This window comes from Paenarthrobacter nitroguajacolicus (assembly GCF_051027655.1).
GTDB classification, from domain to species: domain Bacteria; phylum Actinomycetota; class Actinomycetes; order Actinomycetales; family Micrococcaceae; genus Arthrobacter; species Arthrobacter nitroguajacolicus.
Genome location: NZ_CP073234.1, coordinates 3929345 through 3953302, shown reverse-complemented (window position 1 = coordinate 3953302; position 23958 = coordinate 3929345). Strand labels below are relative to the sequence as shown.

Sequence of the window (23958 nt, the reverse complement as noted above, 5' to 3'; positions counted from 1 at the left end):
CCGGGGTCGCGTTGAACCCGGGCGGCATTCACTCTTTGGGGCTTACCGCTGTCCCGGCAGCCCACCTAGCGGCGGGATGAAGCCTGGGCCGCGGTCCTCGTCGTCGTGCCGTTCGGCGGCACTGCGGGTGTCGCTGTCAGCGGTTTCATCGGAGTCGCCCTCAAGGTCCACCAACCCGTTGGTTTGGTCAAAGACGTGGGTGACGGGATCGACGATCGGCGGCGAATCCGAGGTGGGGGTGCCGGAAGTCCCCGTGCCGGTGGCGCTGGCCGTGGTGGTTGACCCCGTGGTCTCGACGCCGGTCTCCGGTGCCTGCTTCTCGATGTACTCCTTGAACTTCTTCAAGTCTGACTCAGCCTGCCTTTCAACAATGTGCAACTTGTCTCCCAGGAATTCGAGGACGCCGTGCGGTTCGTATTCCAGGGACAGATGCAGGGACGTCTGGCTGGGGCCCGCCTCCTTGAAATCAACCCAGCCGGCATTCTTGGCACCCTCGACGGCGGCCCAGGCCACAGCGCGGTCCACGTCCTGCTGAACGATCTTGGCCTCCCAGCGGCGATGGACGCCCGCTATTTCGGCCACCCATTCCAGCCGGTCGTCGCTGAGCCGTGTCACGCGCTCGACCCCGCCCATGAAGTGCGGAAAGTCCTCGAACTTGGTCCACTGCCTGTAGGCCGTACTGACCGGAACGTTGACCATGATGGTCTTGTTCACTTTCGTGGTCATCATGTCCTCCTACTCGATATTGATCAGCATACTTACATTATCGAGCTTTTGGGAGGGTAATAACAGGCCCGGCCAGCCCAAACGCTCTCTCACCTAACGGCCCCTTCCGCCGAACGCTCTATCACCGGGTGATAGAGCGTCGGCGGAAATGGCGCGTTAAGTGAGAGAGCGTCGGGAAGGACTGCACACGCGGCAGGCACAGAAACTAGGAGATCACCCGGCCATCCTGGATGAGGTATTCAAGATGCTCGGAGATGTCGGCCAGCACGGAAATATCCGCAACAGGGTCGGCCCCGAGGACCAGCATGTCGGCGTCCGCACCAGGCGAGATCACGCCAAGTTCGCCTTCGCGCTCAAGCAGCAGGGCCGCCGTCGTGGTTGCGGAGCGGATGGCGTCAATTGCCGGCTGGACCTTGCCGAGCAGCCTGAACTGCTCGTTCTGGTGTCGGTGCATCCCGCCCAGGAGGTCCGAACCGAAGGCCATTTTGACGCCCGCTTCGTGGGCGCGGGCGATCGCTTCGAGTCCGCTGGTGAGTACGGAATCCACTTTGGCCCACATTTCCTCCGTGAGCCCGAATTCCTTGCCCTCTTCCTTCAGCGCCCAGTAGGTGACAAGGGTGGGTACCAGGAAAGCGTCCTTTTCCAGGAATAGCTTGAGGCTCTCGTCGTCCAACAGGTTGCCGTGTTCGATCGAGCGGACGCCTGCTTCCAGGGCGCGGTTGATAGCGCGGGCGGTGTAGGCGTGGGCGGCGACGTAGCGGTTGGCGGCTTGGGCCTCTTCCACGGCGGCGCGCATCTCTTCCATGGAGTACTGGGTGGAGTCGATGCGGTCCGTGGGAGAAGAGACGCCACCGGATGCCATGATCTTGATGTGGTGGGCGCCTTTGCGGATCTCGTCGCGAGCGGCGGCGCGGACCGCATCCACGCCGTCGGCCACGCGGCCGATGCCGCAACAGCCGCGTCCGTTAGGGTCATGGTCTTCGCCTGGCAGGCGCATATCGCCGTGACCGCCGGTCTGGCTGAGCGCGTGACCGCAGAAGTGGATCTTCGGCCCCTCGAGCAGGCCTTCCTCCTGAGCCATCGCCAGCCCAAAATCGGCGCCGGACAGGTCTCGGACAGTCGTGAAGCCGCGACGCAGCATCTGTCCCATGATCCGGGCCGTCTGCGCGTAGACGTAGGACGCCGGGGTGTAGGTGAGTGAACGGAAGTCGGCGCTGGAAGCCACCACGTGGACGTGGGCATCGATCAGGCCGGGGATAACAAATTTGCCGGTGCCGTCGATGACTCGCGCGCCGGAGGGCATTTCGGCGTTTGGCCCGACGCTGCTGATCTTTCCGTCAACGCTTACGACGTCGGCAGTGGAGTAAGTGCCCGCCTCGACGTCCAGGACGCTCGCGTTGCGGATGACCAACGGGGTGGTTTCTGGGGTGGTACTCACGTTAAACGGTGTCCTTCGCAGGGGTTTCGGGGGCTTTGGTGGGATGCGCTTCAAAGGCCTGAACCAGTTCAGCCCGGTTCGCGTTGATGACGTCGACGGCGGTTTCCACACTTTCCTGCGTGTACTTCCCTTCTGCGTCCAACAGGGCCAGGACGCCCACAACATTGTGCTGCTGGTCGAGGACGGGCACGTTGATGACGGCGCCGCAGCCCAGTTGCTGGATGAGTCCGGAGTCTGAAAAGACTTCCCGTAGCGCTTCCAGATCGGGGGCGAGGAACGGCTCCTTGTCCTCAATGACCGTTCCCAACCAGCCGGGGGAGATCTCTACGGTCTTCTCGCCGCCTACCGGGTATTCGGCCGGATGGCTGGTGAAAAGGCGCTTAAGGCTGGACCGCTCCGGAATCCACTGCAGGGCGGTGAACAGAATGACTCCTGGTCCCTGCTGGATTGCCTCGAAGGTCTGCTGGAAAACTGCGTCTGCATTCATCGCTTTCACTTGCTTCCTGCCGCGGCCGGGTCATGTTCGGCGCGGGCGTTGATGTCCTCCAACGACTTGCCCGCCGTGGAGGCGCCGAAGATCACGACGCCCAGCACGCCGATGGTCAGTACCACCGTGGTCATGGTGAACACTCCACCGAAGCCAAGGGAAGCAGCGAAGATGCCGATGATGGACGGAGCCAGGATGCTGCCGATGCGGCCTACCGCGCTGGCCAGGCCGACACCTGTGGCACGCATCCAGGTGGGGAAGAGCTCCGGAGTGTAGGCGTAGACGCCGGCGTAGGTTCCGTTAAGGAAGAAGGACAACGTTGCGGCTGCTACGAGGATCATGCCGGAGTCGTTGGATTGGCTCAACCAGAAGGCGCTGATGGCCGATCCCGCCAAGTACAGGGCAATGGTGTTCTTACGGTCAATCCGGTCACACAACCAAGCGGCGGAGAAGTAGCCCGGGATCTGCGCCAAATAAATGAGGATGGAGAACTCGAAGCTCTTGGTGATGGTGATGCCGCGGCCTACAAGGAGGGTGGGAATCCAGGAGAAGAAGCCGTAGTAGGAGAACGTGATGACGAACCAGATCAACCAGATCACGGCGGTCCGGCGACGCATGGCCTTGGACCACATGAACTTGAGGGCGTTCCAGATGCTGATTTTCTGCTCGTGTTTAGTGATCTCTTCCTCGGCAGGCGGCAGGGGCGCGAGTGGTTTGCCGGTGGCCTTCACTACGCTCTGCTCAAAACGATCCACCACTTCCGTGGCCTCGGCTATGCGGCCACGACTGATGAGGTATCGAGGTGATTCCGGCAGGCTGCGGCGCCACCAGAGAAGGAGCAGGATGGGAATAGCAGTGATCACCTGCGCCCACCGCCAGCCGTCCTCCCCCAGCGGGACAACGAAGCGGCCGATGAGTGCAGCGCCCACGAAGCCGAAGGAGAAGAATCCCGCCAGGGTTCCGATGAACCAGCCGCGACGCCTCGGAGGAATGAACTCGGAGAGGAACGGTGCAATGATCACACTTTCAGCACCTGCACCCAAACCTGCAAAGATCCGTGCAATGAGGAAGACTTCAAAGTTCGGGGCCATGGCCGCCACCACTGACATGACGCAGTAGAAGGCGAGTGCCCAGAGCATGACCTTCTTACGGCCAAAGCGGTCGCCCATCCAGCCGGCCAGGATTGCGCCGAAGAAGAAACCGAACGGGGCCGCCGAGCCCACCAAGCCGAGGCTGGCGGTGTTGAGGCCCCACAGTTCCTGGATGCGCGGGAGCAGGAAGGCGACCACTGCCCCGTCCATACCGTCGAACGAGTAGCCGAGGCCTCCGATGAGGAGAAGCTTGTAGTGTGGTCGACTGAGAGCCAGACGATCCAAGCGTGCTGTGAGAGACATGGTGATTCCTGCCAAAGTGGGCCAAGTTGTACATTTTGAGGAATATGCACGGGTCTGTGCAGAAGCGATGTATCGAAGTTACGGCCAAAGTGTGAGGTAGGTCAATAGGTGGAAGAAGATTTCGACTCGTCAACGTTGACCGAGTGGCTGGATAGTCGCGTCCAAGGGCGGAAGCTCGCGGCGCGCCAAATGCAAGTGATCGGCATCCTCCGATCCCAGCCCCGGCTTGCGTCTTACGGCTCCGTCAGCGACATTGCCGCAGTGGCGGCCTCGAACGCCTCGACCGTGACCAGAACCGCGCAAACACTGGGATTTAAAGGGTGGGCGGACTTTCAATTTGAGCTGCGCTCGCGGTTCCTGGCGTCGCTGAGCGCAGTGGAGGTTGCGGCCGAACACAACGGCCACATCAGCAGTCCTGCGCAGGCCGCGGTATCTACTGACCGGGCGAATCTGGCGCATTTCGAGCGCACCTTGGACGCCCGCACTCTCCATGATATTGCGAAGGCGATCGCAGGTGCGCGGCAAACTTTCATCGTCGCGGCAGGAAGTTACGCCATCCCCGGCAAGGCGCTGGAGCACAATGCGATCATCGCCGGCTACAACGTTCGGCTCCTTGATGCTGACGTTGCGGCACTCACCAATGCCATTGCGCGGCTCGGGGCAGAGGACCTGGTGATCGCCATCAGCCTTTGGCGGGTCTATGACAGCACCATGCGGGCTGTGGACATCGCCCACAATCTTGGCACGCCCATCGTTTCGATCACTGACAGTGCGGGATCGCCTGTGGCGGTGCACGCTGACCATCGGATTGTGGTGCCCACGGAGGGCGCCGGCTTCTTCCCATCCCTGACAGGTGCGGTGGCCGCGGTCCAGGCGATCGCCGTCGAGCTTGCCTCCTTGGACCGCGAACGCTCCAACCAGAACATCGCCGCCTCGGAGCGGACCTGGGATCAGATGCGTATCATGCATCCCCGCTCAAGTTCCTAACGCGGGGACATTGACTTAGCCCGTTGGCCGGCGATATCGTACAACCAAATGGTTGTAGATCAGCTCAGGACAAGCCCCTCGGACGCCGAAACCGACCGCCTCTTCCACGCGTTGGCAGATGCGACGCGCAGGGACATCGTGGCCCGGGTGACGGCGGGGGAGTACTCGGTCTCCGGGCTCGCGGCGCTCTACACCATGAGTTTCGCGGCCGTGCAAAAACATGTCGCGGTCCTGGAACGGGCCTCCCTGGTCACCAAGGAAAAGCGTGGGAGGGAGCAGATCGTGCGGGGGAACCATGAAGGATTGCAGAAAGCGCGCCATCTGCTGGATCAACTCGAAATGATCTGGCGGCAACGTGCCGGCCGGATTGCGGACATACTCGCCGAAGATGATGAAAGGGATCTGCCATGACTGTTGTCAGCGTGAACAAGGATGTTGAGGCCCTGAGCTTCAGCATTGTTTCTGAATTCGATGCCGACGTGAAGCGCGTCTGGAGGATCTGGGAAGACCCCCGGCAGCTTGAGCGTTGGTGGGGACCGCCCACCTGGCCGGCGACTTTTGAGACGCATGAATTCACCGTTGGCGGGAAGGCCGCCTACTACATGACCGGGCCGGACGGCACCAAGGCGCGGGGTTGGTGGAAATTCACCGCCATCAACGCCCCGGACCACCTTGAGTTCGATGACGGCTTCGCGGACGAGCAAGGTGCGCCCGTGGACGACCTCGGTATCACCCACGCCACAGTGAAGCTCGAGCCCCTGGACAACCGCACACGCATGACCATCACCTCCACCTTCGACTCCGAGGAGCAGATGCAGAAGATGGTCGAGATGGGCATGGAAGAAGGAATGCGGGAGGCAGCCGAGCAGATCGACGCCGTCCTTAAGGAATCAGCCAACGCCTGACGACTGGACCACCAGCAAAAAGATGCCGACGACGGCGGGTGCCTCCCGTCGTCGTCGGCGTATGGTTAAGTCCCGGCTGCCTCTCGAAACGGACCAGTGTCATGGCGCGATTGATCATCATGGGCCCTCCGGGTTCCGGCAAAGGCACGCAGGCGGAGCATATCGCGCGGCATTTTGGGATCCCTGCCATTTCTACTGGTGAGCTGTTCCGCGCCCACGTCCTCGAGAAGACGGAGTTGGGTGCTGAAGCCAGCGGATACATGGATCGCGGCGAGTTTGTGCCGGACCACGTCACCACGGCCATGCTGAGGGTGCGGCTTGAAGAAGCCGATGCCGCGGCCGGTTTCCTCCTGGACGGCTATCCCAGGACCGTCATCCAGATTGGTGCGCTGGACGAGATCCTCGCTGATCGGCAGCAAGCCCTTGAAGTGGTCCTCGAACTAACGGGTTCCGATGATGAACTCATTGCCCGGATGTTGCTCCGAGCGCAGGAAGAGGGGCGTGCCGATGACACGGAACCCGTGATCCAACGCCGTCTGGAACTGTACCGTGACGAGACGCAACCGGTGCTGACGGCTTACGCGCACCGCGGGATTCTGCTCCGTATTGATGGATCCGGGCAACGGGAAACGATCACGAAGGCAGCGATTGCCGCATTGGAGGGGGCGCTGCGGGGTTAGCTGCTGGCGGGTTAGCCGCTGGCGGCAGTCGGAAGCTCGGCAGGGGGCAGTTCAGCTGCAAGGGAGCGCAGATACGCGGCGAATCCTTCCGGAGCACGGGCGTGCGTCCGCCCCGAGGTCAAAACGCGGATGGTGTCCGTAGCGGTGACCGCAAAACCATGCCGGCGGAGCCGCTCCACCAGGACGCGGTCCTCGTGGGCGCGCAGCGCCGGGAAGCCGCCTGCAGTGAGATAGGCCGAGGCACGGATGCCCAGATTGGCGCCATAAATGTGCTGGTGATCCTCACGAAACGGATGGAGTTCCAGCCAACGGCGATGGATAACGGGATCCATGTCCTCCGGGTCGGGTTCCACTGATCCAAGTACGGCGTCCGCTCCCGCGTTGGCCAGTTCCACTTGCCGTGTCAACCAATGCTGCGGAACGGTGGAATCGGCGTCTGTGGTGGCCAGCCAGATACCCTCCGGCCCGTTCGCTGGCAGGCATTCCAATGCCGTGCGGAAACCGGAATCCCGGCTCGCCCCCGTGCTGCGGAGCTTGACGTTGACCACGCGGAAGCGAGCATCGTTGGAGACATGCGCGGCGGTGATCTCAGCCGAACGGTCACTGCAGTTATCCAACACCACAACGATCTTGGCTTCCATGGCGCGGTGTTGCCGTTCCAACTCATCAGCGGCCGTCTTCAGCGCGAGCAGGGCTTTGCCGATGTGTTGCTCCTCGTTGTGCGCAGGCATCACCACTCCCACGCTCTTGATATCGCGTCCGCCAGGCACGGTTATCCTGTCCTGCCCGGAGCAAGAAGGACCTCCAGCATGAAATCCTTCTCGCGGTAGAGTCCGTGCGTTGACCAGCCGGGTTGGTTGCGGGCCATCGCATGGACCGCCTCCGCATCCAATTCCCATCCGGAGATGGGGTGCCGCCAATGGCACAGGAGCAGTGTGCCGCCGGGACGGGTGGATGCTTCAATATGAGCCATTAGTTCGGTGAGCTCATCCGGCGAAAGATAGTAGCCCGTCTCGGACAACACCACCAGATCGAAGGTACCCTCGGGCCACTCGCCGGGCATTGTGAGGTGTCTTGCCTCCGCGGAGGGGAACTGGGAAAGCCGCTCAGTTGCCTGGGCAAGTGCAGCACCGCTGGCGTCCACAGCCAGGAACTGACTGCAACGTTTCGCGAGTTCCTCACTGAGGGTGCCAATGGAACAACCTATTTCCAGGCCGGATTCATAAGATTCCTCCGGAAGTGCGGCCAGGGTTAGTGCCCTTTTGCGCCGTTCGTACCAGCTGGTGGTGTAGCTCCAGGGATCCTCGGCTTTGGAGTGGACCTCGTCGAAGATCCGCTCCGCGTCGGCGGCACTGTTGCTGCCCGCCTTGGAAGGATGCCAGGCGAAGGTTTCCCACGGCCTCTTGAAATGCTCAAGGAAGCCGTCCGACAGTAGCGTCTCATCGCCCGGCTTACTGGACAGCGGCTGCGTTTGCGAGGCGTGGGCGCTCATGGCGTTGGCCTTGGCTTGCTGTTCGTGGTTGTTCAATGGGACCCGAACCCACGACTCCCACGTTGCGTCATCCGGTCCCGACCATAGCCAGTACCAGATGGGATATTCCAGGAGCCCGTGGCCGTCCTTGGTTGCGACTTCCGCGGCGACAGTGCCCAAAACGTCATGGTCCGTGTGCCCATCAGCACGGTACGGGGCCACAAGCACAACGTGCTCCGCGGCGTGGCCGAAGGACGCGACGGCTTCCCTGACGGCTTTGGCGATAACCTCGGTGTGGGCCGCAAGTTGCCCATCGGGAAGTTCCAGAAACCGCCATGTGGCGCTGGGAGCCAGCCCGGACACTCCCGTGTCGAACTCCGTGAGCCTGACAGCGGCAAGCTGTTCCGGCGTCGTGGTTTGTGAGTCCGGGTGCGACGCTTCGCCCGCAGTGCACAGCAAGAAATGCACTGCAGCTCCGGCTGTATGAAGTTTGGCCACGAAGCCTCCGGCGCCAAGAGATTCGTCGTCTGGGTGCGCGGCCAGCACCACGAAAGCTGTGGCCGCAAGTTCGGACGGATCCAACGGCAATTCCGGCAGGGCCGCAACTCCGCTGGCCGCCCATTCCGACTCGACTGTCCCGGTGTCCGTGTGCGAGAAAGCTACCACCAGCGGTCCCCTTTCAGAGCCAGTGCGCCCAGTTGGGCATCGTCCCTCATGGCGTGATGCTGCCGGATGTACAGCGACAGGTCCGCCATGCGCTTTCCATACGTTTCGTTGAAAGCCAACGGCCCGGGACCGAGGTTTTGCGACACCAGCATTTGAACACGCTCGACGGCGGCGGCAACAGTCCCGCGGACACGGAGGGCCTCGCTCCAGGCGCTCGGGCTGCCCGGGCAGGGAGCGCTTGATCCGTCCACGCCGGAGCCGTCAGCGTTGGCGTCGTCCAGCTCGCCGGCGTCGATGCGTTCTGCCGTCTGGGCAAGAAAACCCGTGATTGAGCTGATGATCCGGTCAATTTCGCCTAAGTGAGCCAGTGCCACTTGGTCGGGTTCGCGGCCGTTGGCTGCGGCCTTCGTGAGGGCTTGGGCGTAGTCGCGAGCCACGGCGATGGCACCGCCAAACCAACACGCGGCCACGCCCATGCCGCCCCAGGCGAAGCCCGGTCGCTGGAAATACCAACTTCCTTGGTTCACGGGCTGCGCTGCGACTTGGTCAAAGTGGACGGTACCACTGGGGATTTCCTGCAGGCCGCGACTGGTCCATTGAGGAGTTTCGCAGGAGACGCCGGGGTCCTTTAGATTCACGGCGAAGGCAGCCCTGCTGTTGTCTTCTGTGTGGGCTGTGATCACGGCGCCGTCCAGCTGCGCGGCGAGTGAGCACCACGGCTTGGAGCCGTTGAGGACGTAGTTGCCGTCAGCGGTGCGCTTGGCCTCGAGCTTCATCCCCGGGCCTTCCGCTGCGAAGACTCCCCATGTTCCCTCTTGCGGTTCTTCTACGCCGGCTTGGGTGTGGATTGCCAAGGCATCAAGGTGTGGTTCGAGCACTCGTCCCGCAGCGACATCCACGGCTGTTACGGAAGCAAGGAGCTCCCAGAGCTTGGCGGTGTTTCCCTCGCCTGGCTTTGGGGCGGTCCGGCCGATGTCCTCGGCAATGGTCAGCAACGCCTGCACGTCGCCCACAGCGGCCCGCACTTTTTCGAGCACGGGTTCCAGTGCTTGCAGCTGCACGGGCTCGGAGCTGATGCGGACGGGCTGGGCTTCGGTGTCGCTCATGAGACCCAGCCTATTCTAAGGAGCCTTAGGGTCATGCCATGTCGTCCGCTTTGCGTTGTTTCTTGGTGCTAGATGATCAGGTTCATGGCGTTCCAGCCGGAGCCGACCAGGCCGCGGGGGAGCCAGCCTCCTTGGCCGTTGCTGGGGTAGAGCCACAGGGCGCCTCCGGCGTCACGGGCAAGGAGGTCCACGTTGCCGTCGCCGTTGAAGTCACCGGGGCCGACGATTGCGGTCATGGCGTTCCAGCCGTTTCCGATCGTGCCAGGACCAAAGAATCCGGCAGAGGTGCCGCCGGGATACGGCGTGGCATAACCGGTGTACAAACGCAAGGACCCGGCTCCGTCAACGGCCAGGAGGTCCGCAACGCCGTCTTTTGTGAAATCACCGGGTCCCACCATCGTCGTGAGAACCTGCCAGCCGTTGCTCATCCAATTCTGTGAAAGCCAGCCGCCTTTGCCGTTTCCGCGATAGAGCGAGAGATAGCCGGATGAGTCTTTTGCCACCAGGTCCGCGTTGCCGTCCAGGTCGAGGTCGCCTACGGCGGTAATGCCGCTCATGGAGGTCCACCCCTGGCCCACTTGGACTCTAGGGAACCAGCCGCCCCCGCCGTTGCCTGGGTAAAGCCAAAGAATCCCGCCTGCATCGCGGGCCAACACATCAGCTTTGCCGTCACCATTGAAGTCGCCCGGGGCCACAATGGAGGTCATCATGTTCCAGCCCTGCCCAACCTGTACCCGGGGGAGCCATCCGCCGTTGCCTTGGCCGGGATAGAGCCACAGGTTGCCGTTGGCGTCCCGGGAAAGGACATCGGGCTTCTTATCGCCGTTGAAATCGTGCCGTATAGCGGCCGCGATGGTGATGGTCGCAGCAGAGGTCACGGCATCAGGGCTGTAACCATTTGAGGCAGAGACATTGAAGGTGAACGTACCTGCGGAGGTCGGAACTCCGGAAAGGCTGCCGCCGTCGCTAAGAGTCAATCCGGGCGGGAGGGAGCCGCTAACAACTTTGAAGGTCGGGGTGAGCGAACCCTTTGCCGCGAATCGATGCTCGTAGTAGGTGCCAACTGTCCCTCTTGACGGGGGAGGGCCGGATGTGAATGTGGGGGCAACGCTCTTGCCGTCGATAACGACGATATTCTTGCTGTCTTCGTTGATGCTGTACGGCAGATTTCTTACATAGATTTTGTTGGTCTTCGTATTGATTGCCATCTTGCCCGGCATGCTGAAGCCTGGAAGGCTTCCAGCAGCGTTGGTGGTTCCGTCAAAGACCATCACACGGGAGCGGTACCAAAGGGGTACGTAAACCTTGTTGGTCACCTCGTTGACTGCCAGACCTGAGGCATTTTCGCCCGTAGGAATGCTGGCAATCGTCTTCGTTGCGCCATCCAGGACGGTCATGCTGGCAAGCTCAGAGTTCAGCGCGTAGACCTTGTTGTTGCTGCGATTCAGCGCAATCTCCTTGGGCCCGGAGTCCACGCCAGTGGGAACTGTTGTGACCGCAAGTGTTCCACCATCAATAACCGCGATCGCCTTGGAGGCAAGGCACGTAGCAAAAACCGTATTGGTGGCATCGTTCACTGCTACCCCGCGAGTATCGCTGCAGACAGGAATCGCCGAGACGGTGTTCGTTGCACCATCCACAACAGTCACTTGGCTGCTGCCTCGGGTTACTCCGTAGATCTTGTTGGTTTTCTCGTTGACCGCGAAGGAGTAGACCGTTGCCGGAAGGGCTGTTGTGGCGCCCGTGGCACCGTCAAGGACAGTGACGCCGTTCGTGCCGGATGTTGAGACGTAGACCTTATTGGTGGTCTCGTTCACCGCAACTGCCATAGGGTCACCCATCAAAGCGACGGTCTTCGTGGTACCTGTTGCTCCGTCAATGATGCTCACGGACGAACTGCCGTTGTTCGCTACGTAGATCTTGTTGGTTATCTCGTTGACGGCAAGTTCGCGGGGCCGCACCCCTACCGGTATGGTCTTTTCCAGCTTGGTCGCCCCGTCCAGGACGATGACGGAGTTGCTCTCCTCGCTGGTGACGTAGACCTTGTTGGTGACTTCATTTACCACTACGGCAAAAGGCTCGGAGCCGATGCGGATGCCATCTGTGATGGTGTCAGCTTGAGCGGGCAGGGAAACTCCTACCAAGACTGCCCCAGCAGTGGCCACAGCCACCAGAGTGGCGGCGATTCGGTGCCGGAGGCTGGTGGAAGAAAACGTGAAAATACCCAGAGCAGCCAAAGGCTCGACCCCCATAATTCAGTGCGCGACCGTCGCGTCAACCTGCGAAGTTTATATGGCGAAGGGCCGTTACGCGGCATCGGCGGGTTATGCAACAGTGTTGCTGCCCCGGGACGAAAGCGAACGACGGCGGGAGGTTCCCGCCGTCGTTCGCTTTGCTTTGTTTCCTGGTGCTAGATGATCAGGTTCATGGCGTTCCAGCCGGAACCGACCTGGCCGCGGGGGAGCCACCCTCCCCAGCCGTTGCTTGGATAGAGCCACAGGGCGCCTCCAGCGTCACGTGCGAGGAGGTCCACTTTGCCGTCGCCGTTGAAGTCACCGGGGCCGAGGATTGCGGTCATGGCGTTCCAGCCATTACCCGCTAGATGGGGACCGGCATATCCCCTTGAGCTTCCGTCATAGCCATAAAGCGTGCCGATTGTGTCTACGGCGAGAAGATCCTCGTGATTGTCCCCGTTGAGGTCGCCTGGACTTATCGTGGTTGTCATGATGTTCCAGCCTCCACCAATCACACTCTGACTCAGCCAGCCGCCACGCCCGTTGCCTCTGTAGAAGGAGAAGTAGCCGCTGAAGTCCCGGGCTACGAGGTCTGCATTTCCGTCGTGGTCGAGGTCCCCCGCAGCTGTGATCTCCTTCATGACATTCCAGCCTTGCCCGGCTTGGACCCTTTGAAGCCAGCCGCCGGAGCCGTTCCCCGGATAAAGCCACAGGGCGCCACTGAAGTCTCTTGCCAACAGATCGGGCTTTCCGTCACCGTTGAAGTCTCCCGGGGCAACAATCGATGACATCACGTTCCAGCCTTGGCCAACATGCTCCCGCGCATACCAGCCTCCTGAGCCATTGCCGGGATATAGCCACAGGTTCCCATACCCGTCACGTGAAATCACGTCTGGCCTCTTATCGCCATTGAAGTCACGGATAAGTTGGGCTGGCTTGATTGTTACCGAATGAGTTGGACTTGACGCATTCGGTTCGTAGCCATTTATCGCGGACACACTGAAAGTGAACGTCCCGGCGACTGTGGGGATGCCCTGGAGATCTCCGTTTTCGCTGAGGGAAATACCGGGCGGCAGCGCTCCGGAAGCTACTTTGAAAATGGGAGTCAGGGAGCCGGTCGCAGTAAATTTGTGCTGGTAGTGGTCCCCAACTCTGCTAGCGGGCGGTGCTGTGGAGGTGATGGCAGGAGGAACATTCTGGCCATCAATTATTGCAACATCACCCAGCACCACATCGGCAACATAGATCCTGTTGTTAGGTTCATCAACCGCTATATCCCTACCCGAATACACGCCTGATACTTTGCCTTCAGAGCCAGTGATCCCGTTGAACACCAGCACATTCCTTTGCGTTCCACTTGAGGCATAGACCTTGTTCGTAGATTCATTTACGGCTATATCGGCAAAGAAATATGTCTCGCTTGTTGGGATGTATTCGATGACTTTAGTCATGCCATCAATCATTATTAGGCTGCCGCCGGACCGATTAATTGCATACACGCGATTCGTCCTATGGTTCACCACCATTCGTCCAGGGACCGCACCAGGCTTGATCGGCAAGTACTCGACGGTGTTGTCTTTCGCGTTCAAGATTGCAATTGATTGAGGTTGGGCGATGTAGACCGTGTTTGTTGTCGTATTGACCATCAGCGATTGCCCGCTGCTCTCCATGTTGATGGTGGTCAGTACATTGGTTGCTCCGTCGAGAACGCCAACCTGCATTCCGGGCCCACCAGTCATGTACAACTTATTTGTAACTACATTCAACCCGATGGATGATACATATTGTGGGGTTGGTAATGACACGACTGTGTTCGTGGCAGCGTCAATAATTGACAAACTGTTATCATGTGACACGTACACCGATTTGTTGCTTCATTAACAACAATTCCTCTAGGTGATTTATTTATTGCAATTTTTGTTGTCTGGTTTGTGATGCCATCAATGACGGTCATCCCGCCCGTGGCGGCATGAGTAACATAGATCTTGTTCGTCTTGTTATTCACTGCCAGCAGTTGAGCGTGCTCGGTGACTGGAATGTTTTTAGTGGCCCTGGTCCACACATTCACTTTCGTTACTGATGTGCTCAGCTCGTGAATGAGGTAGACGCTTTCTGCGGCACTATTGAAAACCATCTCGCCACTGTTGGGTGCTGGGATCTGATCGGTGAGAATGTCAGCCTGCGCCGGCCCGGCTCCAACTCCGACGAGGACCGTCGCCGTTGTAAGCAAGACCAGGAGCCCGGCAGCCAGACGCCTGCCAGCACCGACAAAAGACATGGATATACCCCGAGCAGCCAAGGCTCAACCCCCAATAAATTCGATGAGCGACTATCGCTTCAACCAGCGAAGTTTACAGCCAGCAGCGCACCGGATGTGATCCGGGTCCCAATGTTTCATCCAAGCGGCCAAAGCTCCGGACCCCCAACGCGCTCCACCCCCGCCAAAGTTCCCATTGGTCCCAACATGAAGCGCATCTTCACAGCTTTTGTCACGCTTGTCACATCTTGTTGTCATTGACGGTGACAGATTCCGTAGCTTGGAAAGGGTCAGCAGTCCGAGCTAGGAGAACCAATGCCGCAACCCAACCAATCCGCCACAGTTCCTACCGACTCCCACAGCCCGCCAGGCACCAAGGCTCGTAAGCCCACCTTCCTGAGCAACCTTGGCGCAGACCTCCCGGCGTCACTTGTCGTCTTCCTTGTCGCCCTCCCGCTTTCCCTCGGCATCGCCGCAGCCTCAGGTGCTCCCGTCATGGCCGGTCTCATTGCCGCAGCCGTCGGCGGCATTGTCGCAGGCAGCCTGGGTGGCTCCCCACTGCAGGTGAGCGGCCCGGCCGCCGGACTGACCGTCGTCGTAGCTGGTCTGGTTGACGAGTTCGGCTGGCAGGTGACGTGCGCCATCACCGCCGCTGCCGGCGTCGTGCAGCTGCTCATGGGTGTCAGCCGCATAGGCCGGGCGGCGCTGGCCGTGTCGCCAGTGGTGGTCAAGGCGATGCTTGCCGGCATCGGTATCACCATCATCCTGCAGCAACTCCACGTACTTCTTGGCGGTCAAGCCGCTGGATCGGCCATCGAAAACCTCACTGCGCTTCCTGCAGCCATCACCAACGTCGAGCTACACTCGGCGCTCCTGGGCCTGGCCGTCGTCGCAATTTTGCTGACGTGGAAGTTCCTCCCCGCCGCAGTCCGGAGGATTCCTGGGCCGCTTGCTGCCGTCGTCGCGGTTACTGCACTATCTGTTGCCGTAGCGCCGGGTGTTGAGCGCATCAGCTTCAGCGGATCCATCTTCGACGCCATCGCCCTCCCAAGCCTGCCCGACGGGAACTGGCGTGCCGCAGCCATGGCCGTCATTACGGTGGCACTTATCGCGAGCATCGAGTCGCTCCTCTCAGCCGTTGCCGTGGACAAAATGGGCGGCTCGCGCACCAACCTCAACCGCGAACTCGTCGGCCAAGGCTCCGCGAACGTCGTTTCCGGCATGCTTGGCGGCCTTCCCGTGACGGGAGTAATCGTCCGCAGCGCCACCAACGTTGAAGCGGGCGCCGCAAGCCGCACATCGGCCATCCTGCACGGCGTCTGGGTTCTGGTGTTTTCTGCCCTCTTTGCCGGCCTCATCCAACTGATCCCGTTGTCGGTACTGGCCGGCCTGCTGTTGGTCATTGGTGCGAAACTCATCAAAGTCGCCGACATCCGGACCAGTCTCCGCACCGGCGATCTCCTGGTCTACAGCGTCACGCTGGTGTGCGTCGTGGTCCTCAACCTGCTCGAAGGCGTCATTATCGGCCTCGCGCTTGCTGCTCTCTGCGTGCTCTGGCGTGTGCTCCGGGCGCAGATCCACGCGCATGCTCCTGCTGCTGAGGCGACGCCGTGGCGCGTCACCATCGCCGGCTCGTGCAGCTTCTTCGCCCTGCCCCGGCTCAACCGCGTCCTCCACTCCGTGCCCGAAGGCCAGGATGTCGTGGTGGAACTCAACGCCGACTACCTCGATCACGCCTTCCGCGAAGCCTTGGTCGCGTGGCAGAGGCAGCAACGGAATTCCGGCGCCTCCGTGATCCTTGAGGAGCACGGCACCACTGCCTTCAGCGACGCCGAGGACAACACGCCACAGCGCCAGGACCCGCGCGAATTCCCGCTGCCGCCCCGTACTTCCTGGCAGCCGCTTTCTGCGCGGGTCAACCAGGTAGATGATGACGAAGACGGCGGGCAGCCGCCGCTGCGGTCCATCCTCCTTGGCATCGATAAGTATCACCGGCGGCACGCAGAGAAGGTCCGCCCGTTGGTTCAGGACCTCACCGACGGTCAGAACCCCGACACCCTGTTCGTTGCATGTGTAGACTCCCGGGTGAACCCCAATCTGATCACCAGCAGCGGACCGGGCGATCTCCTCACGCTCCGAAATATCGGCAACGTGGTGTGCAATGACGGGCGCGATGCCTCGATCGACTCCGCACTGTCCTTCGCCGTCAAGGGCTTGACCGTGGACTCGATCGTGGTCTGCGGCCACTCCAACTGCGGCGCGATGAAGGCTGTCATTGCCGATGCTGAGGGTGCTTCGCCTGACATGGGCGACGGTTTCGATGAGTGGCTGGAGCATGCACGGCCGAGCTACTCTGCCTTGCTGGCCGGTCACCCGGTGGCTCTGGCTGCTTCCGCTGAGGGCTACAGCCGCCTCGATCAGCTGAGCATGGTGAACGTTGCCCTCCAACTCCGGAAGCTGGAACAACACCCGGTTACCGGCCCGGCCCTGGCTTCCGGTCGGGTGCAGGCCACTGGATTGTTCTACGACATCTGCACGGCGCGCGTTGTCTTGGTGACACCGGAAGGCATCGAGCAACTGGATCCGAGCATGGCGGTCCGTTCCTGATTCCGCCGGGGGACGGCCACCACCCACATTGAGCTGCATTCAGCCCCGACACGCCCCTAGTGGCGGCGTGTCGGGGCTGCTGCAATTTCATAGTGGGTGGTGGTGGTACATGCGCAGCCGCGGGTTTCAAACGTCGAGCGCCGGGGTACGGGGAATAACCTCAGCAACGTGCGGAATACTGGATTCGGAACCACGAATTCCGGCAGGCGAAGGCTGCCGTGTGAGGAGGTGGCGGGAACGTGAACGCCGAGAACAACGCCTTCAGGCGGAAGCTCGAGCGGGGTGCGGAACTGCGGGCGGTGCGGTCTTGGGGCGGAAGTGCCGAGGAAGACGCAGAGCTTGAGGCCGCGGATGCCGAAGAACGCGAGAAACGTCGCAAGGTGGATGACGCTGCCCGCGTTGAGTACCTCATCCGGGACGCCATGAACCAGGGCAAGTTCGACAACCTGAAGTATGCCGGCAAGCCAATTCCCGGCTTGGGGGAGCACTACGACCCCGACTGGTGGGTCAAGGGACTCATCCAGCGGGAACGGCTGAGCGGGATCGGCCCGCCCGCCATTTTGCTGCGGATCGAGGACTCTGAGCTCGACGCCAAGCTGGACCAGCAGTACACGGACAAGCAGGTCCGGGACATCCTCGAGGACTTCAACAAACGCGTGATCGAGGCGCGCAGGCAACTACAAGGCGGGCCTCCAGTGATCACCAGGCTCCGTGATGTGGAGGCCGAGGTGGAAAAGTGGCGGAAGCGCAGGGCGGCCGCAGCATCTCCCGAGCCGGAAACCGAACCGCCGGGCAAGCGGACGTGGTGGCAGCGCCTGTGGAACGGCTCCGGCTAATCCAACTGAGTCGCAGTTGATGTCGTTTTGAGACGTCAGAACGACATTAACTGCTACCTACTTGGGCGGGGACGGCACAAACAGCAGCCGACGGCGGGACTGAACTTCCGCCGTCGGCTGCTGTTCTGCGAAGGGTCCCTTAGGCGAAGCTGTCCTCCTTGGCCTCCGGAACGGCCGCAGCCGGCTTCCGCGCAACCAGGGCCGAGAGGTGCGCCTGCTGTTGGCGGAAATGGCCGTGAGCGGTGAGGCCGAACTCGTAAGCGGACTCGGCGTGCTGGGTGAGGTCGACGCCGGTGACTTCGTGCTCCAAGGGAACCCGGAATCCGATGGTCTTGTGGATAGCCCGGCCGATCACCAGCGTGCCCAAACCGGACAGGGCGATGGTGATCAGCACGGCGACTGTCTGGGCAATGAGCTGCTGCGGGCCGCCACCGTAGAGGAGGCCGCCGGCCGTGCCGTCGGTGGGGAAGGCGATGAATCCCAAGGACAGTGTGCCGATGACGCCGGCGCCGAAGTGGACGCCCACCACGTCCAGGGAGTCGTCGAAACCGAACCTGTACTTCAGATCAACGAACACTGCGCAGGCGGCGCCGGCCACCAGGCCCAGGCCGAGAGCTGCAAGCGGGCTGATGTTGGCGCAGGAAGGGGTGATCGCCACCAAGCCGGCCACGACGCCGGATGCCGCACCCAGGGAAGTGGGGTGTCCGTGGCGGATCTTCTCCACCACGAGCCAGCTGAGCATCGCCGCTGCCGGTGTCACCAAGGTGTTGATCCAGATGAGGCCGGCCTGCTCGGCCGTGGTTGCTGCGCCGCCGTTGAAGCCGAACCAGCCGAACCAGAGGATGGCCGCGCCAATCATGATGAACGGCACGTTGTGCGGGCGGTGGTTGGGGTCCTTGGCGAATCCGTGACGCTTTCCCACGATCAATGCGAGGACGAAAGCGGCGGTTCCGGAACTGACCTCAACCACTGCGCCGCCGGCGAAGTCGATGACCTGGCCGAAGATTTGGGTCACGGCACCCCCGGCGCTCATGAGGCCACCGCCCCAGATCATGTAGGCCAGCGGGCAGTAAACCACGGTGATCCAGATCGGAACGAACAGTGCCCAAGCGCCGAACTTGGCGCGGTCGGCGATCGCACCGCTGATGAGGGCCACGGTGATGATGGCGAAAGTGGCGGCGAAGCCGGCCTTGATGAGATCGGGCGAGCCGATCAGGTCCTGGAGGCCGAAGTGCGCGAAGGGGTTGCCGAACAGGCCGAGGAAGCCGTCGCCGGTGGTCATCGAGTAGCCCCACAGGACCCACACCACGCCCACGATGCCCGCCGAGATGAAGCTCATCATGATCATGTTGAGCGCAGCCTTGGCTCGGGTCATGCCACCGTAAAAAAGGCCGAGGCCGGGGGTCATGAACAGCACCATTGCCGCCGACAACATCATCCAGACGTGTTGCGCAGAGATCTCCACCTGCGTTCCCTTCTCATTGAGCCTGTCCGAAACGGGGCCGTTGTTCCGGCCCACGCCAACCCCCCGATCAATATTCGGTGAGCTATGTTTCCGACTCAGAAGAGCTAAGTTGCAGGTAAGTTACAGAAATCCCCCGTTCGTGAAGATCACGTCACTGCCATGTTTCGGGAATGTTAACGGCGCTTCTCTTGCGGCCCGGCTGGATAGCCTCCGCGTCGGCTGGCGATGATGATCACCAAGGCGATCGCTGTGGGCAGGGCTGCGGCCAGTGGCACAAGTTGGGCACCTACTGTGGTGAGGGCGAAAGCTCCGTACACGGCGCCGACGGCGATACCCAGCTGGATGGTCACCACGGTGAGCCCGTTGGCAGCATCCTTGTGCTCGCCACCTGCACGGAGAATCGCGGCCTGGTTGTAAATGCCCACCGCACCGAACGCAATGCCCCACAGCGTCATCAGCCCGAACGCCCCCACCCAGGTGCCGCCCAGCGCAGGCAGCAGGGCGAACGCAAGGGTCAAAAGTCCGACGGCGGCAATCACCGAGGTGCGTGGGCGGGAGTCTGCCGTCATGCCGGCAATCCAAATACCTACAAGGCTGGCGATTCCCACCACGGACAGGGAGATGCTCGTTGCAGATTCCGGCAGACCGGAGGCGAGCAAGAACGGAGCCACGTAGGTGAACAGCGTGAAGTGGGCAAGCAACAGAAGTGGCCACGCGACGGCCACAGCGATCACGCCGGGCAGTTTCATTGCCGCACGGAGGGATGGAGTCTTCTGGCTGGCTTGGTCATGCGCGCCCGGGAGAAGCCAGAACGCCAGAACTGCCAGGAGCGCGCCCACTCCGGCAAGGACCAAGAACGAGGCCCGCCACGTCATGAGTGAACCCATCAGCGTCCCAATGGGAGCGCCGACGGCCAGCGCGATGCTGTTGCCGCTGAACACAACAGCCATGGCCTTGCCCACGGAATGTGCTGGAACGATGCGCGCCACATACGGCGCCATGCTGGACCACAACATTCCGTGCGCGATGCCGCCAAGGAGCCGCGCCCCGATCGCCCAACCCAACGTGGGGCTGAGTGCGAGGAGTACGTTGCTGAGGGCAAACGCCAGAACAGTGGCGATCAACAAGGTCTTGCGGGGAACCCGTCCAGCCAGGAACCGGGAGAGCGGAAGGGCGGTAAAGACGATGATCGCAGCGTAGACCGCAGTGAGATAACCTACGGCCGATTCGTCCACGTCGAGATCCCGGCTGATCTGGGGGAGCAGACCCGAGGGCAGGAGTTCGGTGGTCACTGCAGTGAAACCGGCAGCCGCCAGTACCAAGAGGCCGCCCCACGGGATCTTCTTCGGTTGCTGCGTTTCAGCACGCGACGCCTTGGATGATGGCGTTCCGACGACCACGGGGTGCTGCTTCAAAGATTGCTCCTCTGGAATGATTCTGGGGGTGTTGTAGGGATCCCTACAACGTTATGCAGCCACGGTGATGCGAGGGAGTCTCTGTCAGAAACCCCCTCAGGTTTGCAACACACTTTGTCCGTCAGCCATTCCTCGCGCAGACTGGGCCTGTGAAGCCCTTCCTCTTGCTGGCCACCCGCGCCGAAGATGCCGCAGCCGATGACGAATACCAGGCCTACCTCCGGTACTGCGGCCTGAAACCGGAGGAACTGGTCCGTATTCGGCTGGAATCCGGGCCTTTGCCTCCCTTTGAACTGTCCGACTATTCCGGCGTGATCGTTGGTGGCAGCCCTTACACGTCCAGCGATCCTGTGGAGGAAAAGAGCGCGGACCAGATCCGGGTTGAGACGGAACTCTCATCACTCCTGGACCGAATCGTGGCCGATGACTTCCCTTTTCTGGGGGCTTGCTACGGCGTCGGCACCCTGGGCGTGCACCAAGGGGCCGTGATAGATCGCCGATTCGGCGAAGCAGTGGGGCCAACGGAGATCACGCTGACTGCAGAGGGGGAGCAGGATCCCATGCTTAGCGGCGTCCCCCACACCTTCGAGGCGTTCGTTGGGCACAAGGAAGCGTGCAGCCAACTTCCCGAGCACGCTGTGCTGTTGGCCAGTTCGGAGGCGTGCCCGGTGCACATGTTCCGAATCAAGAACAACCTCTACGCCACGCAGTTCCACCCTGAACTCGACGCCGACGGCCTGATCACCCGCATCAACATCTACAAGAATGCCGGTTACTTCCCGCCCCACACAGCCGATGAACTCATCGAGACGGCCCGCCAGTCATCCGTGACCGAACCCATGCGGGTGCTCCGGAACTTCACGAAGCGCTACGCCCGCTAACCCCTTGAGTTGTGGGGCCTGCTTTGCAGCCTTTGGCGAAGGAATTGTGCGCAGAATAGGCCTCGCAACGTGGGTGGTGGTTTGTTGTGGGGCCTGCTTTGCAGCCTTTGGCGAAGGAATTGTGCGCAGAATAGGCCTCGCAACGTGGGGGTGGGGGGTCACCGCCGGGTCAGCTGCGGAGTCGCCGGTGTGGTGGGCGCGGGGGAGGGCGGCGGAGCCGGTGCCACGAACGGCCCGCTCGGGTACAGTGCCACAGCTTCCACCATGTAGTTGGCCCATTGCGGCCCGGCGATCATGTACCCGTCCAAGGATTTGTAGAACTTGCCGTTGATGGTGACGTTCTGCCCCGCCCGCTGCTGTCCCGCCGTCGTATCGCCAAAGAACGACGCCGTGGCGAGGGTCGTGGTGTAACCGGCCACCCACGTAGCTCCGTTGTTGTTGGACGTCCCCGTCTTTGCGGCCACGGGGACCTTGGTGTGGACCTTGGGTTCAATCCAGACGCCGGAACCCACCTTCATCACATCCTGAAGGACGGCGTTCACACCGCGGGCCACGGCCGGTTTCACAGCTTCCCGGCATTCGGGTGTTTGAGCTTCGAACTGGCGCCCTTGGGAATCGCTGATCCCGGTAATGGCAATGGGTTTGCAGTAGGTGCCGTCATTGGCAAAGGTGGCGTAGGCGCTGGCCAGAACCATCGGGGCCACGCCGATGGAACCAAGGAGATTGCCGATCTGGTGCATGTTCACCGGCGCGTTGTCCAAACCGCTGTGGAGGCCAACGGCGTCCACCATTTTCTGGATCCCGCAGAAGTCCAGTTGGGCTGCAGTGGCGAAAGTGGCGGTGTTGATGGAGTTGTAGAGGCCGTAGTTGATGGGCATCGGGCGGTAGTAGCCGTCGTCGTTATTTTGCAGGTCGTCGTCGGCACCCAGGTTCTGGGCCTTCTGGGCTGTGCTGTAGCCGCCAAGGACCTTGCCACAACTCGAACGCCAGGGGAAACCCACCGGGTACACCCTGCGCGAGGCGTCGACCGTGGCGGTGGGGTGCTTGCCCTCATTGAGCCACTCGGCGTAGATGAACGGTTTCATGGTTGAACCGGGCTGGAAACCGCCCGCCCCATTGAGGTCGTAGCCGTTCTCGTCTTTGGCATCCACATTGAAGTTCAGCTGGGTGTCGTACTTTCCTTCCTGGGGTACGAACACCGTGTTTTGGGCCATCGCCAGGATCTTCCCCGTGCCCGGCTGAACAGTGGTCATCGCCGCGCCCCACTTGTCCGGGTTGGCTCCGGCGGACGCGTCCACTTGTTGCTGGGCGAGATTCTGGAGGCGACTATCCAACGTGGTGGTGATGGTCAGGCCACCGCGGTAGAGGAGCCGCTCACGTTCCTCCAACGTTGAACCGAAGGCTTCGTTGTTCAGGATGAGGTGGGAAACGTAGTCACAGAAGTAGGTGGCGAAGGATGTGCCCGCACACCCTTGCAGGGAAGGAGTTATGTCCAGTTCGATAGGTGTGGCCACCGCTACGCCGTGGTCCACAGCCGTGATCTTGCCCTGTTCCAGCATCCGGTCCAACACCAGATTGCGGCGGTCGAGTGCAGCCTGGGGATCGGCAATGGGGTCGTAAATGCTGGGACCATTGACCAAACCGGCCAGGAGGGCTGCTTGGGGCAGAGTCAGATCCATGGCGGAGGTACTAAAGAAGTAGCGGGATGCGGCCTCGATGCCGTAGGCGTTCCGGTTGAAGAACACGATGTTCAGGTAACCCTCAAGGATCTGGTCCTTGTTGAAGCGCTTCTCCAGTTCCAGGGCAAGCTTGATCTCGCGCAACTTGTCGCCCACGGTCTTCTGGCCGCTGAGCACCACGTCCTCCGGCCGCCCGTCGGACAGGCGGGACTCGTTGAGGACGTTGGTGACGTACTGCTGGGTGAGCGTGGAAGCGCCTTGCCGGGTGCCTTGGGTCAAGTTGGAGCTCAGGGCCCGCATGATGCCTTGGGCGTCCACACCCGCATGCTCGTAGAAGCGGCTGTCCTCGATAGCGATGATCGCCTCACGGATGAACGGCGACATCTCCTCCAGGGGGACTTTCACCCGGTTCTCGGCGAAGAAGGTGGCTATTAGTTGCCCGTCTGCAGAGACTACCGTGCTGGAAAGCGAGGGGGAATCGACGTCGAGCTCGGCCGGCAGGCTTTGATAAAACCCTACGGACCCGCCCACGGTGGTGCTGGTGAAGGCAACCACGGGGGCCAGGAATCCTGTGATCAGCACCCCGCAGAGAATGCTCACGAAGAAGAACCCGAAGACCCTCAAGAGGACCTTGCCCAGACTTATCTTTGGACCCTTGTTCCGCTTCATTTTCGTGCCACTCCCTAGGGATGTCAGGCTGAAAAGTAGCTACAGAATACGTCCG

The 23958-nt window shown here is 61.5% G+C and carries 20 protein-coding genes; 7 read left to right on the top strand and 13 right to left on the bottom strand.

What is annotated here, in order from left to right; genetic code table 11:
• Positions 1-42: 42 nt before the first annotated feature.
• From KCX59_RS18555 to KCX59_RS18540, 4 genes are all read right to left on the bottom strand, one after another.
• Entirely contained in the window at positions 43-726 is a 684-nt protein-coding gene (locus tag KCX59_RS18555) for an SRPBCC family protein (protein WP_179017636.1), read from the bottom strand.
• 205 nt (positions 727-931) lie between these two features.
• The gene (locus KCX59_RS18550; RefSeq protein ID WP_179017635.1) at positions 932-2164 is read right to left on the bottom strand and encodes a metal-dependent hydrolase family protein; all 1233 of its coding nucleotides are present in this window, start codon (positions 2162-2164) and stop codon (positions 932-934) included.
• Position 2165: 1 nt separating this feature from the next.
• Complete coding sequence (locus KCX59_RS18545; protein WP_179017806.1) at positions 2166-2651, bottom strand: GAF domain-containing protein; 486 nt, start codon at positions 2649-2651, stop codon at positions 2166-2168.
• Between the two features lie 5 nt (positions 2652-2656).
• Positions 2657-4045 (bottom strand): MFS transporter, encoded by a 1389-nt coding sequence (locus tag KCX59_RS18540; RefSeq protein WP_178994163.1) that lies wholly within the window; start codon positions 4043-4045, stop codon positions 2657-2659.
• Between the two features lie 108 nt (positions 4046-4153).
• Here KCX59_RS18540 and KCX59_RS18535 point away from each other — a divergent pair, with 108 nt between their 5' ends.
• The 4 genes from KCX59_RS18535 to KCX59_RS18520 all read left to right on the top strand — a co-directional run bounded on the left by KCX59_RS18535 (position 4154) and on the right by KCX59_RS18520 (position 6617).
• Positions 4154-5032 carry a MurR/RpiR family transcriptional regulator gene (locus tag KCX59_RS18535; protein ID WP_178994165.1) on the top strand — a complete coding sequence of 293 codons (879 nt, stop codon included), beginning with the start codon at positions 4154-4156 and terminating at the stop codon, positions 5030-5032.
• A gap of 48 nt (positions 5033-5080) precedes the next feature.
• Positions 5081-5443, top strand: coding sequence for an ArsR/SmtB family transcription factor (locus KCX59_RS18530; RefSeq protein ID WP_178994167.1), 363 nt, complete (start codon positions 5081-5083; stop codon positions 5441-5443).
• Entirely contained in the window at positions 5440-5937 is a 498-nt protein-coding gene (locus tag KCX59_RS18525; protein WP_179017634.1) for an SRPBCC family protein, read from the top strand. The genes KCX59_RS18530 and KCX59_RS18525 overlap by 4 nt, the downstream gene beginning before the upstream one ends.
• Positions 5938-6038: 101 nt before the next feature.
• Positions 6039-6617, top strand: coding sequence for an adenylate kinase (locus KCX59_RS18520; RefSeq protein WP_179017633.1), 579 nt, complete (start codon positions 6039-6041; stop codon positions 6615-6617).
• A gap of 11 nt (positions 6618-6628) precedes the next feature.
• Here KCX59_RS18520 and KCX59_RS18515 read toward each other — a convergent pair whose 3' ends face one another.
• The 6 genes from KCX59_RS18515 to KCX59_RS18490 all read right to left on the bottom strand — a co-directional run bounded on the left by KCX59_RS18515 (position 6629) and on the right by KCX59_RS18490 (position 14372).
• Positions 6629-7387, bottom strand: coding sequence for a glycosyltransferase (locus tag KCX59_RS18515; RefSeq protein ID WP_179017632.1), 759 nt, complete (start codon positions 7385-7387; stop codon positions 6629-6631).
• Between the two features lie 2 nt (positions 7388-7389).
• Positions 7390-8754 (bottom strand): PIG-L family deacetylase, encoded by a 1365-nt coding sequence (locus KCX59_RS18510; RefSeq protein WP_179017631.1) that lies wholly within the window; start codon positions 8752-8754, stop codon positions 7390-7392.
• On the bottom strand, positions 8748-9860 hold the full coding sequence (locus KCX59_RS18505; RefSeq protein WP_179017630.1) for an acyl-CoA dehydrogenase family protein: 1113 nt from the start codon (positions 9858-9860) through the stop codon (positions 8748-8750). Before KCX59_RS18505 ends, KCX59_RS18510 begins: the two co-directional genes overlap by 7 nt.
• Before the next feature lie 68 nt (positions 9861-9928).
• Positions 9929-12112 (bottom strand): FG-GAP-like repeat-containing protein, encoded by a 2184-nt coding sequence (locus KCX59_RS18500; protein WP_179017629.1) that lies wholly within the window; start codon positions 12110-12112, stop codon positions 9929-9931.
• A gap of 158 nt (positions 12113-12270) precedes the next feature.
• A complete protein-coding gene (locus KCX59_RS18495; protein ID WP_179017628.1) occupies positions 12271-13833 on the bottom strand; it encodes an FG-GAP-like repeat-containing protein in 1563 nt (520 codons plus the stop codon).
• A gap of 23 nt (positions 13834-13856) precedes the next feature.
• Positions 13857-14372, bottom strand: a complete 516-nt coding sequence (locus KCX59_RS18490) for a YncE family protein (RefSeq protein WP_179017627.1) — start codon at positions 14370-14372, stop codon at positions 13857-13859.
• Positions 14373-14666: 294 nt separating this feature from the next.
• On the opposite strand from KCX59_RS18490, the gene KCX59_RS18485 reads away from it, so the two are divergent.
• Positions 14667-16958 (top strand): SulP family inorganic anion transporter, encoded by a 2292-nt coding sequence (locus KCX59_RS18485; protein ID WP_179017626.1) that lies wholly within the window; start codon positions 14667-14669, stop codon positions 16956-16958.
• Positions 16959-17197: 239 nt separating this feature from the next.
• Positions 17198-17794, top strand: a complete 597-nt coding sequence (locus KCX59_RS18480) for a DUF1992 domain-containing protein (protein WP_179017625.1) — start codon at positions 17198-17200, stop codon at positions 17792-17794.
• A gap of 139 nt (positions 17795-17933) precedes the next feature.
• Here the strand turns inward: KCX59_RS18480 and KCX59_RS18475 are convergent, their stop codons facing one another.
• Both KCX59_RS18475 and KCX59_RS18470 read right to left on the bottom strand, forming a co-directional pair.
• Positions 17934-19259: an ammonium transporter gene (locus KCX59_RS18475; protein WP_179017805.1), complete on the bottom strand. Its 1326-nt coding sequence runs from the start codon at positions 19257-19259 to the stop codon at positions 17934-17936.
• A 173-nt stretch (positions 19260-19432) separates the two neighbouring features.
• Positions 19433-20659 carry an MFS transporter gene (locus KCX59_RS18470; protein WP_178994231.1) on the bottom strand — a complete coding sequence of 409 codons (1227 nt, stop codon included), beginning with the start codon at positions 20657-20659 and terminating at the stop codon, positions 19433-19435.
• Positions 20660-20823: 164 nt separating this feature from the next.
• Here KCX59_RS18470 and KCX59_RS18465 point away from each other — a divergent pair, with 164 nt between their 5' ends.
• Positions 20824-21555 carry a glutamine amidotransferase gene (locus KCX59_RS18465; protein WP_179017624.1) on the top strand — a complete coding sequence of 244 codons (732 nt, stop codon included), beginning with the start codon at positions 20824-20826 and terminating at the stop codon, positions 21553-21555.
• Positions 21556-21713: 158 nt separating this feature from the next.
• Here the strand turns inward: KCX59_RS18465 and KCX59_RS18460 are convergent, their stop codons facing one another.
• A complete protein-coding gene (locus KCX59_RS18460) occupies positions 21714-23903 on the bottom strand; it encodes a transglycosylase domain-containing protein (RefSeq protein WP_179017623.1) in 2190 nt (729 codons plus the stop codon).
• Positions 23904-23958: the final 55 nt, after the last annotated feature.

Bases quoted from the DNA above. Each gene is read 5' to 3' on its own strand.
- KCX59_RS18555 (WP_179017636.1), bottom strand. From the start codon at position 726: ATGACCACGAAAGTGAACAAGACCATCATGGTCAACGTTCCGGTCAGT.
- KCX59_RS18545 (WP_179017806.1), bottom strand. From the start codon at position 2,651: ATGAATGCAGACGCAGTTTTCCAGCAGACCTTCGAGGCAATCCAGCAG.
- KCX59_RS18540 (WP_178994163.1), bottom strand. From the start codon at position 4,045: ATGTCTCTCACAGCACGCTTGGATCGTCTGGCTCTCAGTCGACCACAC.
- KCX59_RS18530 (WP_178994167.1), top strand. From the start codon at position 5,081: ATGGTTGTAGATCAGCTCAGGACAAGCCCCTCGGACGCCGAAACCGAC.
- KCX59_RS18525 (WP_179017634.1), top strand. From the start codon at position 5,440: ATGACTGTTGTCAGCGTGAACAAGGATGTTGAGGCCCTGAGCTTCAGC.
- KCX59_RS18520 (WP_179017633.1), top strand. From the start codon at position 6,039: ATGGCGCGATTGATCATCATGGGCCCTCCGGGTTCCGGCAAAGGCACG.
- KCX59_RS18505 (WP_179017630.1), bottom strand. From the start codon at position 9,860: ATGAGCGACACCGAAGCCCAGCCCGTCCGCATCAGCTCCGAGCCCGTG.
- KCX59_RS18500 (WP_179017629.1), bottom strand. From the start codon at position 12,112: ATGGGGGTCGAGCCTTTGGCTGCTCTGGGTATTTTCACGTTTTCTTCC.
- KCX59_RS18495 (WP_179017628.1), bottom strand. From the start codon at position 13,833: ATGACTGGTGGGCCCGGAATGCAGGTTGGCGTTCTCGACGGAGCAACC.
- KCX59_RS18490 (WP_179017627.1), bottom strand. From the start codon at position 14,372: ATGTCTTTTGTCGGTGCTGGCAGGCGTCTGGCTGCCGGGCTCCTGGTC.
- KCX59_RS18485 (WP_179017626.1), top strand. From the start codon at position 14,667: ATGCCGCAACCCAACCAATCCGCCACAGTTCCTACCGACTCCCACAGC.
- KCX59_RS18460 (WP_179017623.1), bottom strand. From the start codon at position 23,903: ATGAAGCGGAACAAGGGTCCAAAGATAAGTCTGGGCAAGGTCCTCTTG.